General features: G+C 70.3%; 13 protein-coding genes. 7 read left to right on the forward strand and 6 right to left on the reverse strand.

Going from position 1 to position 14,254, the window contains the following annotated elements; genetic code table 11:
• Positions 1 to 11: 11 nt before the first annotated feature.
• The 6 genes from waaF to hpnA all read left to right on the forward strand — a co-directional run bounded on the left by waaF (position 12) and on the right by hpnA (position 6,713).
• Positions 12 to 1,082: a lipopolysaccharide heptosyltransferase II gene (waaF, locus tag CCR97_RS03560; protein WP_201159310.1), complete on the forward strand. Its 1,071-nt coding sequence runs from the start codon at positions 12 to 14 to the stop codon at positions 1,080 to 1,082.
• 137 nt (positions 1,083 to 1,219) lie between these two features.
• Positions 1,220 to 2,290, forward strand: coding sequence for an Ldh family oxidoreductase (locus tag CCR97_RS03565; protein WP_111358784.1), 1,071 nt, complete (start codon positions 1,220 to 1,222; stop codon positions 2,288 to 2,290).
• A 206-nt stretch (positions 2,291 to 2,496) separates the two neighbouring features.
• Complete coding sequence (locus tag CCR97_RS03570; protein ID WP_111358785.1) at positions 2,497 to 3,489, forward strand: Bug family tripartite tricarboxylate transporter substrate binding protein; 993 nt, start codon at positions 2,497 to 2,499, stop codon at positions 3,487 to 3,489.
• 78 nt (positions 3,490 to 3,567) lie between these two features.
• Positions 3,568 to 4,110, forward strand: a complete 543-nt coding sequence (locus CCR97_RS03575) for a tripartite tricarboxylate transporter TctB family protein (protein WP_170145962.1) — start codon at positions 3,568 to 3,570, stop codon at positions 4,108 to 4,110.
• 10 nt (positions 4,111 to 4,120) lie between these two features.
• On the forward strand, positions 4,121 to 5,629 hold the full coding sequence (locus tag CCR97_RS03580) for a tripartite tricarboxylate transporter permease (RefSeq protein ID WP_111358787.1): 1,509 nt from the start codon (positions 4,121 to 4,123) through the stop codon (positions 5,627 to 5,629).
• Between the two features lie 91 nt (positions 5,630 to 5,720).
• Positions 5,721 to 6,713, forward strand: coding sequence for a hopanoid-associated sugar epimerase (gene hpnA, locus CCR97_RS03585; protein ID WP_111358788.1), 993 nt, complete (start codon positions 5,721 to 5,723; stop codon positions 6,711 to 6,713).
• Positions 6,714 to 6,766: 53 nt separating this feature from the next.
• Here the strand turns inward: hpnA and hpnK are convergent, their stop codons facing one another.
• The 5 genes from hpnK to CCR97_RS03610 form a co-directional block, all read right to left on the reverse strand.
• Positions 6,767 to 7,612: a hopanoid biosynthesis-associated protein HpnK gene (hpnK, locus tag CCR97_RS03590; protein WP_111358789.1), complete on the reverse strand. Its 846-nt coding sequence runs from the start codon at positions 7,610 to 7,612 to the stop codon at positions 6,767 to 6,769.
• 209 nt (positions 7,613 to 7,821) lie between these two features.
• Positions 7,822 to 9,252, reverse strand: coding sequence for a hopanoid biosynthesis associated radical SAM protein HpnJ (gene hpnJ, locus CCR97_RS03595; RefSeq protein ID WP_111360404.1), 1,431 nt, complete (start codon positions 9,250 to 9,252; stop codon positions 7,822 to 7,824).
• Positions 9,252 to 10,457 carry a bacteriohopanetetrol glucosamine biosynthesis glycosyltransferase HpnI gene (gene hpnI / locus CCR97_RS03600; RefSeq protein ID WP_201159306.1) on the reverse strand — a complete coding sequence of 402 codons (1,206 nt, stop codon included), beginning with the start codon at positions 10,455 to 10,457 and terminating at the stop codon, positions 9,252 to 9,254. Before hpnI ends, hpnJ begins: the two co-directional genes overlap by 1 nt.
• Before the next feature lie 5 nt (positions 10,458 to 10,462).
• Positions 10,463 to 11,500: a lysylphosphatidylglycerol synthase domain-containing protein gene (locus CCR97_RS03605; protein ID WP_170145956.1), complete on the reverse strand. Its 1,038-nt coding sequence runs from the start codon at positions 11,498 to 11,500 to the stop codon at positions 10,463 to 10,465.
• Between the two features lie 268 nt (positions 11,501 to 11,768).
• Complete coding sequence (locus tag CCR97_RS03610; RefSeq protein WP_201159307.1) at positions 11,769 to 12,575, reverse strand: MipA/OmpV family protein; 807 nt, start codon at positions 12,573 to 12,575, stop codon at positions 11,769 to 11,771.
• A 459-nt stretch (positions 12,576 to 13,034) separates the two neighbouring features.
• Here CCR97_RS03610 and CCR97_RS03615 point away from each other — a divergent pair, with 459 nt between their 5' ends.
• Positions 13,035 to 13,613: a L,D-transpeptidase gene (locus CCR97_RS03615; protein ID WP_111358707.1), complete on the forward strand. Its 579-nt coding sequence runs from the start codon at positions 13,035 to 13,037 to the stop codon at positions 13,611 to 13,613.
• Positions 13,614 to 13,805: 192 nt separating this feature from the next.
• Here the strand turns inward: CCR97_RS03615 and CCR97_RS03620 are convergent, their stop codons facing one another.
• Positions 13,806 to 14,198, reverse strand: a complete 393-nt coding sequence (locus CCR97_RS03620; protein ID WP_111358706.1) for a gamma-butyrobetaine hydroxylase family protein — start codon at positions 14,196 to 14,198, stop codon at positions 13,806 to 13,808.
• Positions 14,199 to 14,254 lie beyond the last annotated feature (56 nt).

Consider the following 14,254-nt stretch of genomic DNA (forward strand, 5'->3'; position numbering starts at 1 on the left):
GCCTCGGCCCCATGACGTTCTCGGCCGTACCCTCCCCCCCGACCTCCCCGGCTCGCCCGGGACGGGCGCCCGTGCTCATCGTGCCGTACATGTGGATCGGCGATTTCGTCCGCTGCCACAGCGTGGTGCGTCTCCTGAAGGAGCAGGATCCGGACCGGCCCATCGACGTGCTCACCACCGCGATGGTTGCGCCCCTTCTCGACTACATGCCCGGCGTGCACAAGGGCGTGGTGGCGGATCTGCCGCGCGGGCGCCTCGCCTTCGCGGAGCACCGGGCGCTCGCCGCACGGCTGAAGCCCGAGGGTTACGGCCAGGCGCTGATCATGTCGCGCAAGTGGAAGGCGGCACTGGCGCCGTTCCTGGCCGGCATCCCGGTGCGCACCGGCCTTCTGGGCGAGATGCGGTTCGGCGTCGTCAACGACCTGCGCTTCGGCGAGAAGCGGCTGCCCCGGATGATCGACCAGTGCGCCGTGCTGGCGCTGCCGCGGAACGCACCGCGGCCGGCCGAATGGCCGGTGCCGCAGCTCGTCGTCCCGGCCGCCGAGGTTTCGGCCTGGCGGCAGCGCCTGGGGCTGACGGGCGGGCGGCCCGTGGCGGCGCTCGCGCCCGGCGCGGTCGGCCCGTCGAAGCGCTGGCCGGCCGAATACTACGGCGAGGTCGCCAGGCAGCTCGCCGCCGAGGGCTTCGAGATCTGGGTGCTGGGCGGCCCCGGCGAGAAGGCGCAGGCCGAGGAGATCGCCGGGCGCGGCGGCGAGCGCGTGCGCGACCTCACCGGCACGGATCTGCGCAACGCCATTCTCGGGCTGGCCGCCGCCGATGTCGTCGCCTCGAACGATTCCGGCCTCCTGCACGTCGCCGCGGCGATCGGCACGCCGACGGTCGGCATCTTCGGCCCGACCAGCGCCTGGCACTGGGCGCCGCTCAACCCGATCGCCGCCACCATCGAGACGACGACGGACGTGCCGTGCCGACCTTGCCACAAGCCGACCTGCCGCATGGGCCACCACGCCTGCATGCGGGACATACCGGCTGCGCGCGTGCTGGCGGCCGTTCAGCACGCGCGCCGCACGGTTCCGGCCTGAATCGCGCGCCGGCGCGCCGCACATCCGTGGCGGTCCCGACTTACGCACGCCAGTGCGGTGCTGTACGACCGTGCTGCTCGTGACGTCTGCCGTCGACCCGCCTTCGCGCGCCCGGCATTCGCGCAACGGACGTGCCCATGACGTCTCCCGACGGCGCCGAGGCCTGCCGCGTCTCACCGGATCGCCTCCGGGCTTTCGCCTGCGCCGTCTATCGCACGCTCGGCCTCGCCGACGACGACGCGCGTCTCTGCGCCGACACGCTGGTCCAGGCCGATCTCTGGGGCCATCAGAGTCACGGCGTGCTGCGCCTGCCCTGGTACGCGGCACGGCTGAAGGCGGGTGCGTGTGATCCGCGTGCAAAACCCGAGATCGTGACCGACGCCGGCGGCCTCGCCGTGATCGACGGCCATCACGCGATGGGTCAGGTGGTGGCGGCGATCGGCGCGCGGGAGGCGATCGCCCGCGCCAAGCGGCACGGCATCGCCGCGGTGGCGATGCGGAACTCCAATCACTTCGGCACCGCGATGTACTTCACCCTGATGGCGCCACCGCAGGGCTGCGTGGCGTTTCTCGCCACCAATGCGAGCCCGGCGATGGCGCCGTGGGGCGGTCGCGAGAAGACGGTCGGCACCAATCCCTGGTCGTGGGCGGCGCCGGCCGGCGCGCGCGCGCCGCTCGTTCTCGACATCGCCAACACGGGCGTCGCACGCGGCAAGATCTATCTCGCCAAGCAGGAGGGCCGGCCGATCCCGGAGGGCTGGGCCATTACGGCGGACGGCGCGCCGACCACCGATCCGACGGAAGCGATCGCCGGCGTGATCCTGCCGATGGCGCAGCACAAGGGCTACGGCATCGCGCTCGTGATGGACATGCTGGCCGGCGTGCTCACCGGCAGCGCCTTCGGGGCGGACGTTCACGGCCCCTATCAGAGCGAGCACAAGAGCGGCGCCGGTCATCTGATGATCGCGATCGATATCGCGGCCCTGCAGCCGCGCGCGCTGTTCGAGGCCCGCATGGACGAGCTGATCACGTCGCTGAAGCGCGTGCCGACCGCGCAGGGCTTCGACGAGATTCTCTATCCGGGCGAGCGCGAGGCCCGCGACGACGCCGCGAACCGCCGGACCGGGCTGGCGCTGCCGGCCGACACCCGCACCGATCTCGCCCGGCTCGCGGCCGAGATCGGGCTCGCCGACACGCTGCCGTTCTGACAAGGTCTCCACCATGCCGACCGCGATCGTCCTCCCCCTTCGCACCTGCGAGACGACGCCTCCGCGACGCCCGGGACTCGCGTCAGCTCCGTGTAAGGATCCGCCCGCGCCGCAATCGCTTGACGAACGCCCAGACCTGCTTCAACGGAGCTGACAGCGGCATCGACCGCGTGCTCCAGCCCACGCCGCTGGAAAGGAAACCGTCCATGACATCTTTCGCGCCGACACGAACTGCGCTGCTTCTCGCGGGGCTCGCTCTCGCGAGCCCGTTGGCCGTCGGTCCGGCCTCCGCCTGGGAGCCGAAGGGACAGGGCGAGTGCATCGCCCCGGCCAATCCCGGCGGCGGCTGGGACATCACCTGCCGCACCGCCTCGACGGTTCTGCAGAAGACCGGCGCCTTCAAGGGCTCGATCTACGTCACCAACATGCCGGGCGGCAGCGGCGCCGTGGCGATCGCCAACGTCGCGACCAAGCGCAAGGGCGACACCAACCTGATCGTCTCGGCCTCGAACGCCCTCACCTTCACGGTGGCGCTCGGCCGCACGCCCTACACGTTCAAGGAGGTGATGCCGCTCGCCCAGGTCGGCGCCGAGCTCGGCGGCTTCTTCGTGACGGCGGACTCCAAGTACAAGACCCTCGCCGACGTCACGGCGGCCATGAAGGCCGATCCGAAGTCCGTCACCTTCTCGGGCGGCTCCGCCCCCGGCGGCCAGGACCACATGAAGGTCGCGCTGTTCGCCAAGGCGATCGGGGTCGAGCCGACCAAGGTCGTCTACGTGCCGTTCCAGGGCGGCGGCGAGGCGCTCACCTCGATGCTCGGCGGCCACACCCAGATCGCCGCGCTCGACGTCTCCGAGGCCTCCGGCCAGCTCGAGGCCGGCAAGATCCGCGGCCTCGCGGTGCTCTCCGACAAGCGCTCCACCAAGTTCCCCGACATCCCGACCGCGACCGAGCAGGGCGCCGCCGTCAACTACGTGATCTGGCGCGGCTACTACATGGCCCCGGGCGTGCCGAAGGAGGCCTACGACTGGTGGATCGAGACCATGAAGAAGATGGTCGCCTCCCCGGAGTTCGCCGCCGAGCGCGAAAAGCTCGGCTGGGAGCCGACCACCCGCTTCGGTGACGAGTTCGCCAAGTACGTGAACGAGGAGGCGGCGCAGTACCGCGTCCTCCTGAAAGAGCTCGGCTTCCTGAAATAGGCCGCCCGGCCGCGGCCCGGCGCATCGACGCGCCGGGCCGCGGACCCCGCATCGCACGAACGGGCAAGGATGAGCTCCATGGACGTCGCCACCCGCGGGTCGCTGCGCACCCGCCTCGAAGGCCTGGTGATCCTTCTGGTCGCCGGCGCATACCTCTTCGAGACCTTCAACATCCCGGACTTCTATCAGCTCCCCGACACGCCGGGGCCGAAGACGTTTCCGGAGCTCCTGGGTCTCGTCTTCGCCGTGATGGGGCTGTGGCTCCTCGTCTCGCCGGCCGACCTCATGGCCCGCATGCGCGCCAAGCGCGACGGCACCGCGCCGGCCGCCGGCGAAGCCGCCGCGGCGCCGCAGGGCAACCTGCTCGCCCGGCTCGGGCTCGACTGGTACTTCGTCGCGCTGTGGGGCGTCGTCCTCGCCTATCTGTGGTTCATGCCGGACGTCGGCTTCCCGGTCGCGACCTTCGTCCTCCTGTTCGCCTTCACCTGGCTGCTCGGCGAGAAGCGCCTGCACATTCTGCTCAGCCTCTCGCTCGGCGTGACCCTGGTGGTGTTCTTCGGCTTCAAGTACGGCCTGAACGTGCGCCTGCCGCTCGGCGTGCTCGAGCTCCTGGCCTGGTGAGGACGCGATCATGTTCGAGCATCTCCTGAACGGCTTCGCGGTCGCCCTCCTGCCCCTCAATCTCCTCATCGCGCTGTGCGGCTGCCTGGTCGGCACGCTGATCGGCGTGCTGCCGGGCCTCGGGCCCACGGCGACGCTCGCCATGCTGATCCCGCTGGTGTTCAGCATGCCGCCCGCGACCGCGCTGATCCTGCTCACCTCGGTCTATTACGGCTCGATGTACGGCGGCTCGACCACCTCGATCCTGGTCAACATCCCGGGCGAATCCGCCTCGGTGATCACCACGATCGACGGCCACAAGATGGCCATGCAGGGCCGCGCCGGCCCGGCGCTCGCCGTCGCGGCGATCGGCTCGTTCATCGCCGGCACCTTCTCGGTGCTGATGCTGACCTTCGTCGGCGCGCCGATCGCCCGCTACGCCCTGCTGTTCGGACCGGCCGAGTTCTTCGCCCTGATGGTGTTCGGCCTGTGCACGGTGGCGAGCCTGACCGGCACCAACGTGACCAAGTCGATCATCTCGACCTGCCTCGGCCTGATGATCGCGACCATCGGCATCGACCTCGTCTCCGGCGCGGCGCGCTTCACCTTCGGCAACCCGTTCCTGCAGGACGGCGTCGACTTCGTCGTCGTCGCCATCGGCATGTTCGCGCTGACCGAGGTGGTGATCACGGCGCGCGAGGTGCACGAGGGCACCCGGGCCCAGATCGTCAAGGCCGGCAAGGTGTGGATCTCGTGGTCGGAGTTCCTCTACAGCCTGCCGGCGATCCTGCGCGGCACCGTGTTCGGGTTCGTCATCGGCATGCTGCCGGGCGCCGGGGCGACGCTCTCGACCTTCATCGCCTACAATCTCGAGAAGCGCGTCTGCAAGCACCCCGAACGGCTCGGCACCGGCGACATCCGCGGCGTCGCCAATCCGGAATCGGCCAACAACGCGGCGAGCGGCGCCTCGCTGGTGCCGCTCCTCACGCTCGGACTGCCGGGCGGTGGCGCCACGGCCGTGATGCTCGGCGCCCTGATGATGCTCGACATCACGCCCGGCCCGCTGATGTTCGAGAAGCACGGCGCCATCGTGTGGACGCTGATCGCCAGCATGTATGTCGGCAACACGCTGCTGCTGCTGCTCAACTGGCCGCTGGTCAACGTCTTCGCCAGGGTCATGCGCATCCCGGCCATGTACCTGATGCCGACCGTGCTGGTGATCTCGACCATCGGCGTGTGGTCGCTCAGCTACAGCGCCGTCGACCTGGTGCTGACCGGCGCCGCCGGCCTGCTCGGCTACTACATGCGGGTCAACAAGTATCCGGTCGAGCCCCTGATCCTCGGCCTGATCCTCGGCGGCCGGCTCGAGCAGGCCTATCGTCAGGCCCTGATCATCTCCAAGGGATCGAACATGATCTTCCTGGAGAAGCCGATCTCCCTCGGCCTGCTGGTCTGTGCCGTCGCCTTCCTGTTCCTGCCGATGCTGCTCAAGCGCTCCAAGCAGTACAAGGCCGCGGCGGAGACCGCCGAGGCGGCGTGATCGTCGCGACGACGTTCGCATCCACGAAGCCCGGCGCCTCGCGGCGCCGGGCTTTTTCGTGTAGGAGGGGCCGAACCACGAGGAGATCACGTTGCCGTCCGACATCGTCCTGGTCACCGGAGCCAGCGGTTTCTTGGGGGCCGCCGTCGCCACGGTGCTGCGCCGCGAGGGCTTCGCCGTGCGCGTGCTGGTGCGGCCGACGAGCCCGCGCGACAATCTCTCGCCGCAGGACGAGGTCGTCACCGGCGACGTCACCGACGCGGCCTCGCTCGCGCGCGCCATGCACGGCGTGCGCCACGTGTTTCACGTCGCCGCCGACTACCGGTTGTGGGCGCCGGACCCGAGCGTGCTGTTCCGCGTCAACGTGGACGGCACCCGCCTGGTGATGGAGGAGGCGCTGCGCGCCGGCGTCGAGCGCGTCGTCTACACGTCGAGCGTCGCGACGCTGAAGCTGGCCGTCGGCGTCGTCGCCGACGAGACCATGCCGCTCGACGCGGACGCCGCGATCGGCGCCTACAAGAAGAGCAAGGTGTTGGGCGAGCGCGTCGTCGAGGAGATGGTGGCGCGTGAAAAGCTGCCGGCCGTGATCGTCAACCCGTCGACGCCGATCGGTCCGCGCGACATCAAGCCGACGCCGACCGGCCGCATCATCGTCGAGGCGGCGGCGGGCCGCATGCCGGCCTTCGTCGACACCGGCCTCAACCTCGCCCATGTCGACGACGTCGCCGCCGGGCACCTGCTCGCCTTGCGGCGAGGCGCGGTCGGCGAGCGCTACATTCTCGGCGGCGAGAACGTCTTCCTGCGCGACCTCTTGATCGAGATCGCCGGCCGGGTCGGCCGCCGGCCGCCCCGCATCGAGCTGCCGCGCCGCGCCCTCTTCCCGCTCGCCTTCGCGGCCGAGGCCGTCGCCAAGCTCACCGGGCGCGAGCCCTTCGTCACGGCCGACGGGCTGCGGCTCGCCAAGTACCGGATGTTCTTCGACGACCGCAAGGCGCGGCGCGACCTCGGCTACGTGTCACGCCCCTGGCAGGAGGGCGTCGCCGACGCGCTCGCATGGTTCCGGCAGGCCGGGATGGTGGGGTGAGGCCCGTCATTCCGGGGCACCGCGCAGCGGCGAGCCCGGAATGACCGGCTTCGTTACGTCTTGGCGAAATCCAGAAACCCGCCCCGCACCGCTCCCGACCGCTCCGCCGTCGTGATCACGTCGGCTTCGGTGAGGGCCGCCAGCTCGTCGGCGTAACGATAGCCTTCGGCATGGCCCGGGAACGTGTCAGTGGTCGCCGGGTGGAAGTAGATCTCGGTGTCGCCCTCCGGCAGGCGCGCGAGCAGCGCGGCCGTGCGGGCGGCCGTCATGGCGCCCGACCAGGCGAGCCCAAAGACCTGATCCGGAATCTTCAGACCCGCCTTTCGCGCCCGCGCCCTGAGCATTCCGGCCCACCACGCCGTCGCCTTGGCACCGAGCGGCGAGGCGCCCTGCTCGCAGGCGTCGACGATCTTCGCCGGCTCGACCGGCAGGCGCAGCCCTTTCACGCCGGCCTTATGCGCCTCGTCGATCACGGCGGAGAGGATCGTCGGATGCAGATGAAAGTGCTTGTGGGCGTTGACGTGATCGAGCGTCAGCCCGGTCTCGCGGAACGCCGAGAACTGCGCCGCGACCTCGGCCCGCATCTGGCTCTTCACCCGCGAAACGCCGAAGATCTCGAACGCCAGCCGCACCATGTCGCTGCGGAAATTGCCATGCGCGTCGATAAGGGCCGGCACCTGATCACGTGGCAGCACGGGGCGGGCCTCGAGCAGCACCACGTGCAGCCCGACCTTCAGATCGGGAAGGCGCCGGGCGCGGGCGACCGCGTCGGCCGCCGCCGGCGCGCCGACCATCAGGCTCGCGGCGGTGAGAATGCCGTCGCGATGCGCCTCCTCGATGCCCGCGTTCACCTCGACGGCGAGCCCGAAGTCGTCGGCCGTGACCACGAGGCGTTTCATGACGAGGCGAGACCTCTCAGGTCTTCCCCTCTCCCCTCGCGGGAGAGGGTGGCCGCGCGAAGCGCGGACGGGTGAGGGGGCGTGCCACGTGCTCGGAGCAAGAGGAGAGCCCCCTCACCCGGCTCGGACCTTCGGTCCGCGCCACCCTCTCCCACGAGGGGAGAGGGTCGGCAGAGCCCGCGGCTCGGCCGTCGTCACATGAAATCAGCTCAGCACGCCTGGGCTTCCTTGCGCTCGCGCAGGAAGCGGAAGAACTCGACGCCTTCGCGCAGGCGGCGCTTCATCATCTGGGGCGAGCGCACCATCTCGGAGACGATCGAGGCGATCTTCGGCGCGCGCAGATAGAAGCGGCGATAGAAGTCCTCGACCGAGCCGAAGATCTCGGTGTGCGAGAGGTGCGGGTAGTTCATCGCCGCCGCCTGCACGCCGTGCTGCGAAACGAGCTGCATGTTCTCGTCGAGCAGCCAGCCCTTCTCGATCGCCTCGGCGTAGAGATGCGTGCCCGGATAGGGCGCGGCGAGCGACACCTGGATGGTGTGCGGATTGATCTCGGTGGCGAATCGGATCGTCTCCTCGATCGTCTCCTTGGTCTCGCCCGGCAGGCCGAGGATGAAGGTGCCGTGGATCTGGATGCCGAGGTCGTGGCAGTCCTTGGTGAACTTTTTGGCCACCTCGATCCGCATGCCCTTCCGGATGTTGTGCAGGATCTGCTGATTGCCCGACTCGTAGCCGACGACGAGCAGCCGCAGGCCGTTGTCCTTCATCACCTTCAGGGTCTCGCGCGAGACGTTGCCCTTGGCGTTGCACGACCACATGATGCCGAGCTTGCCGATCTCGCGCGCCAGCGCCTCGACGCGCGGCGCGTTGTCGGTCAGCGTGTCGTCGTCGAAGAAGAACTCCTGCACCTGCGGGAAGGCGTGCTTCGCGTAGCGAAGCTCCTCCATCACGTGGCCGACGCTGCGCACGCGGTAGCGATGCCCGCCGATCGTCTGCGGCCACAGGCAGAACGAGCAGCGCGACTTGCACCCGCGGCCCGTGTAGAACGACAGGTAGGGGTGGCGCAGATAGCCGGAGAAATAGTTCTCGATGACCAGATCGCGCTTGTAGACCGGGCTGACGAACGGCAGCGCGTCCATGTCCTCGAGGATCTCGCGATCCGGATTGTGGGTGATCACGCCGTCGCGGTTGCGCCAGGAGATGCCCTTCACGCTGGCGAGGTCGCGGCCTTCCGCGATCTCCTTCACGGTGAAGTCGAACTCCTCGCGCGCCACGAAGTCGATCACGGGCGAGCCGGCGAGGCTGCCGTTCGGGTCGACCATCGCCTTGGCGCCGACCAGACCGATCAGGGCGCTCGGGTTGGCGGCCCGCACGGCCTCGGCGGTGCGGATGTCGGACGAGAAGGACGGCGTCGAGGTGTGCAGCACCACGAGCTCGCGGGTCTTCACCTCGCCCAGCACGTCGTCGATGCCGAGGCGGTGCGGCGGCGCATCGATCAGCTTCGAGCCCTCGACCAGCGCGGCCGGTTGGGCGAGCCACGTCGGGTACCAGAACGAGCGGATCTCGCGCTTGGACTGATAGCGCGCGCCGGCGCCCCCGTCGTAGCCGTCGTAAGAGGGCCCCTGCATGAACAACGTGCGCATCATTTCACGGACTCCCCTTTCGCCGTCGTGCCGGCGATCGTCTTGCGGCCGTCGGGCCCGGCTCCGTCCGTCTCGACGAAGGTGCCGTCCGCCCGCATGCGAAAATCCTGGTCCTTCCAGGTCACCGCGCGGCCGAGGAAACTCGCCACGAACACCGCGAAGGTCAAGAGGTCGCGCAGCGGAACGAGCGGAAGGGCCGGCACGGGACGCGCCAGGGCAACACCCACGCGCCACGCGAGCACGATCCGACACACAATCGCGGCGACCGCAAGGCCGACCGCCGGACGTCCGCCCCCGAACGCGACGGCGAGCAGCGCAGCGGCCAGCGGATGCGTCACCACCGAGCCGAGCCAGCCGGGCGGATCGAGGCTCATCACGGTGCGGGCCCAGCGCAGCTCGTGCGCCCACAACGCGGCAAGGCTCGTCTCGTCGCAGCGATGCAGCACGGCGACCGAGGGCACCACGACGGCCAGCCCTTTCGACCGCACCGCGGCGCCGATCGCGTAGTCGTCGGCGAGCGTGTCGGCGAAGGCCGCAAAGCCGCCGATGGCGTCGAGGGTCTTCCGGTCGAGCGCGATCAGGGCGCCGAAGCAGGGATTGGCGCGGCCGATCTCGAGCCCCAGCACGGCGTTCGGCAGAAAATGCGAGACGAGGCCGAGCGCGACGAGGTCGGACCACACGCCGGCCGCCCCCTCCCCGCCGTAGAGACACGTGACGGCGCCGACGCCGGGCCGCCGCAGCGCCGCGACCACGCGCGAAACATCGTCCGGCCGCAACCGGATGTCGCTGTCGGACACCACCACGACGCCGTGCCGGATTTTTCCGGCCATGTTGATCAGGTTGGAGACCTTGCCGTTGCTGCCGTGCCGGGTCGGATCGATCACGAGGTCGATCCGGACCGCCGGATGCGCCGCGATCAGCCGCTCGACCACGGCGACGGCCGGATCGTCGCGGCGCGCGACGCCGCAGACGATCTGCAGCGGCCCTGGATAGGTCTGGCGGCACCAGGTCGACAGGTCGTCGAAGAGGCCGGGCGGCGCGCCGTGCAGCGGCTTGAGCACGGTCACGCCCGGCGCCGGCTCGCCGGCCGGGACGGTCGGCGAAGGCCGCGCCGCGAAGCGGCCGACCAGCACGGCGGCCGCGATCAGATAGGCGCAGCCGGCGAGCGCCAGCAGCATCAGCAGGAGGGCGATCGGGCCGGCCATGACGCTCACGTCGCCGGCGTGTGCGACGCGGGGCCGGGCGAAGCCGGCTCGCCGGCGGCCGCCGCGCTGCGCCTGGCGCGCCAGCGGCGCCCCTCCATCCACTGCCAGATGAAAAGGCCCGGCAGGCCGGTGGCGAGGTCGGCGACGCGCTTGACCAGCGACAGGGCCATCGCCTGGTCGGGCGGGATGCCGAACACGGCGCACAGCACGATCAACCCGCCCTCCTGGGCGCCGAGCGCGCCGGGGATCGCGAAGGCGGCGCCGCGGATCGCGTGCATCAGGCTCTCGATCACCAGCGCCTCGGCGAGGCTCACCGGATGGCCCATGAACCAGAAGGCGACCAGGACCTCGCCGATGCCGGTCAGCCAGTCGAGATAATGGAGGACGAGGCTGGCGCCCATGCGGCTGCGGCTCGCATGCAGGGCGCGCAGATCGACGAACAGCCGATCGATCTTCTCGCCGACGACACGCGCCCAGTTGCCGCGGAAGCGCGCCAAGAACCAGCCGAACGCCTGGTGGCCGCCGCGCCGCTGGGCGATCCAGAAGCCGACCAGCGCCGGCAGGGCGAGCGCGAGCCCGCCGGCCGCGATCCAGGCGATCGAGGAATCGGCGCCGAGCCAGACCAGTACGGCGAGGCCCGTCATCGCGAACAACGCCTGCGTGACGGCGAGCGCCAGCACGTCGACGATGACGCTGGCGGTCGCGAGCGCGCCCGGCACGCCTACGAAGGTGAGCAGGCGGGCGCCCAGGAGGTCGCCGCCGACCTGGCCGAGCGGCAGGAGCGCGTTGGCCCCTTCGCGCACGAAGCGCAGCGACAGGCAGGTCGTCAGCCGCGGCCGCTCCTTGGGCGGAAACAGCACCCACCAGCCGACGGCGGCGAGGCTCGCCGTGCCGGCGCGCACCAGCACCACGAGGACGATGCCGATGCCGATCGAGCCCACCGCGTCGCGCACCAAGCCGGTGCCCGACCAGACGGTCAGGCCGATCAGCACCGCGATGCCGATCAGAAGGCTCAGAAGCCCGGTGGTGCGAAGCAAGCGCATGCGCCGTCTCGAAAATGGCCCGATCATGCCGGCGCGCAACAGAAGGACCCTTCTCCGCCCTCGTCCTGAGGAGCGGACCGAAGGTCCGCGTCTCGAAGGGCGGGGGAGGCCTCATGGTTCGAAACGCGGCCTGCGGCCGCTCCTCACCATGAGGGGCGAGGCGATCCAATCGCGCAGCAGTCGCAGAGCACGACCCCGAAAGGTGGCTGCCGGTTTTCGGGAAAGATCGTGCTCCGGCTCGAACGACCGGGCCGGCGCGCGTCGCGGCTCACCAGAACTGCTGGAACGTGAACGCGCGGGTGAAGCCGAAGCCGATCGTCACCTGGTCCGGCGAGCCGCGCTGCGTGACGAGCGGCGAATCGGCCGCGCTGTCCATCAGGCGCTGGTATTCGACATAGACGTGAGTGGCGAACTCGGGCGTCCAGAAGTAGCGGGCCTGGGCACCGGCGCCGACCGAGTAGAGGCCGCCCTTGGCGTCGTAGACGGGCAGGCCCGACCAGAACGACTGCCAGTAATCGATCCCGAAGTAGGGCTCGAGAGCCTTGCCGGTGGCGAAGGAGACGCGCGGGCCGCCCGACAGGGTCAGGGCCGGCGTCACCGGTACGACGAAGTCGGCGGTGAGGTCGGCGACCTGCCCCTGGTGGCCACCAAAACCCTGGCGCAGCTCGCCGCGGGTGCGCAGCCAAGGCGCCCACCAGTACTCGACGAAGACGCCCGCCTCGACGGCCCAGTCGACATCGCCGAGGCCGTAGAGCGCGCTCGAATCCGATTCCTTGCGCTGGGCGCGGATCTTCAGGTTCGGGCCGATCTTCAGCTGCTGGGTCTCGAACACGGCGATGCCGGCGCCGTCGCGCGGCGCCCGGAACTGCTCGGGCGTCCCGGCCCGGCGGAACCCGAAGATGGGGGCCGCCCGCACCGTGTAGGTGTCGCCGCCGACGAACTCCGACTCGACGCGCCCCTCCAGGCCGAGCGTGGCGATCCATTCCGGCTTCGCCGCGGTGGGCGTCGCCTTCGTCGGATAGCCCGTCCCGATATCCGCCGCAGCCGCCGTTCCGGCGAGCGCGAGAACGGTCACGCAAGCCGCGCCGAAGCGCACAACCGTGTTCTGCAAGTCACTGCCCCATTCCGCTGCCCGGCTCCGGAGACCGGTGCCGGGAGTCGTCCCCCAGGACGTCAAGGTACACTGCGGCCGGACGCGGTGCAAAACGCCTCGCGGCGGCGGTCCGGACCCGACAGTGGAATGATTTCATTAACGTCGTCATAACCTTGCACACGCCGGCTCGCGTCTACGGTGGCATTTTACGGCAGCCGCGGACGGCACCGGACAACTTCGCGCCAACCTGTTGCGGCGCAGCCACAAGCGGGGAAAAACACACGCTGGCGACGCGCCTCGTGCACGCTGTCGCCTGTCGTTGCCGTATTCTCGACCGAACCGGCCCCGAATGCGGGGACGGCGGCCGCTGTCGTGCGTCGGGCCGATCCACGTCCATCCGGAACGCCGTCGATTCCGTAACGCCATGGAAGGAGCGCCACGATGCGCCGAGTCCTCCTCGTCGCCCTCTCTCTCGTCACCCTGCTGCCCGCCTTCACGGCGGCCCGGGCCGAGAATCTCGACCCCGAGGAGCGCTACTCCTACGGCCGGTACACCACCCGCTATTCGGGCGGCGCCTCGTCGATCGCGCGCTCGAGCGTGAGCTTCGACGCCTCCTACGCGCCCGGCACCATCGTGGTGAACACCGCGGAGCGCCGGCTCTACTTGGTCACCGGACCCGGCCAGGCGATCCGCTACGGCATCGGCGTCGGCCGCGACGGCTTCCGCTGGGCCGGCGTCACCGCGGTCTCGGCCAAGAAGGAATGGCCGACCTGGACGCCGCCCGCGCAGATGCGCCGCCGCCAGCCCGGCCTGCCGGCGATGATGAAGGGCGGCATCGACAACCCGCTCGGCGCGCGCGCCATGTATCTCGGCTCGTCGCTCTATCGCATCCACGGCTCCAACGAGCCGGAGACGATCGGCCAGGCGGTGTCGTCGGGCTGCTTCCGGATGACCAACGAGGACGTCATCGACCTCTACGACCGCGTCCGCGTCGGCGCCAAGGTGGTGGTGCTGCGGTAAGCCGAGACATCCGTCATTCCGGGGCGCGCCACCCGGATCGGCGCGTCGCGCCGTCCGGGCGCAGGCTCCGGCGCGAACCCGGAATCCAGCGCGAACACAACATTCTGTGGCGGGATTCCGGGTTCGGCGCTGCGCGCCGCCCCGGAATGACCGGCATGTAAAAAGCCCCCGCAAGGGGAGAAGGAAAGGCGCCTACCCCCGTCGCGCCGGCGGATCCCGCGACAGGCCGGCGGCGTCGATCTCGGAGGCGTAGTCGGCCTCCCAGGTCGCGAGGTTGCGGCCGCAGTCGAGGAGGTAGTCCCAGCTGAAGATGCCGGTGTCGTGCATGTCGTCGAAGACGAGGCGCACCGCATAGTTGCCGGTCGGCTGGACCTCCAGGATCTCGACGGCGCGCTTGCCGGCGACCAGCTTGCGCTCGGCCGGGGAATGCCCCTGCACCTCGGCGCTCGGGCTGCGTACCCGTAAAATCTCGGCCGGGAGCACGAAGCGCTCGCCGGTCTCGAACGTCACCTCGAGGGCGCGGCGATCCTTGCGCAGGCGCAGCTCGGTCGGCCACGGCTTCTGGTCGGCGGGCGTGGTGCTCATCGCTCCCTCTCGTTCATGCGGGACGTCCGCCAGCGGTACCCGACGCGGGCGCCGAT

This window comes from Rhodoplanes elegans (genome assembly GCF_016653355.1).
Lineage (GTDB): Bacteria > Pseudomonadota > Alphaproteobacteria > Rhizobiales > Xanthobacteraceae > Rhodoplanes > Rhodoplanes elegans.

Bases quoted from the DNA above. Each gene is read 5' to 3' on its own strand.
- waaF (WP_201159310.1), top strand. From the start codon at position 12: ATGACGTTCTCGGCCGTACCCTCCCCCCCGACCTCCCCGGCTCGCCCG.
- CCR97_RS03565 (WP_111358784.1), top strand. From the start codon at position 1,220: ATGACGTCTCCCGACGGCGCCGAGGCCTGCCGCGTCTCACCGGATCGC.
- CCR97_RS03570 (WP_111358785.1), top strand. From the start codon at position 2,497: ATGACATCTTTCGCGCCGACACGAACTGCGCTGCTTCTCGCGGGGCTC.
- CCR97_RS03575 (WP_170145962.1), top strand. From the start codon at position 3,568: ATGGACGTCGCCACCCGCGGGTCGCTGCGCACCCGCCTCGAAGGCCTG.
- CCR97_RS03580 (WP_111358787.1), top strand. From the start codon at position 4,121: ATGTTCGAGCATCTCCTGAACGGCTTCGCGGTCGCCCTCCTGCCCCTC.
- hpnK (WP_111358789.1), bottom strand. From the start codon at position 7,612: ATGAAACGCCTCGTGGTCACGGCCGACGACTTCGGGCTCGCCGTCGAG.
- hpnJ (WP_111360404.1), bottom strand. From the start codon at position 9,252: ATGCGCACGTTGTTCATGCAGGGGCCCTCTTACGACGGCTACGACGGG.
- hpnI (WP_201159306.1), bottom strand. From the start codon at position 10,457: ATGGCCGGCCCGATCGCCCTCCTGCTGATGCTGCTGGCGCTCGCCGGC.
- CCR97_RS03605 (WP_170145956.1), bottom strand. From the start codon at position 11,500: ATGCGCTTGCTTCGCACCACCGGGCTTCTGAGCCTTCTGATCGGCATC.
- CCR97_RS03615 (WP_111358707.1), top strand. From the start codon at position 13,035: ATGCGCCGAGTCCTCCTCGTCGCCCTCTCTCTCGTCACCCTGCTGCCC.
- CCR97_RS03620 (WP_111358706.1), bottom strand. From the start codon at position 14,198: ATGAGCACCACGCCCGCCGACCAGAAGCCGTGGCCGACCGAGCTGCGC.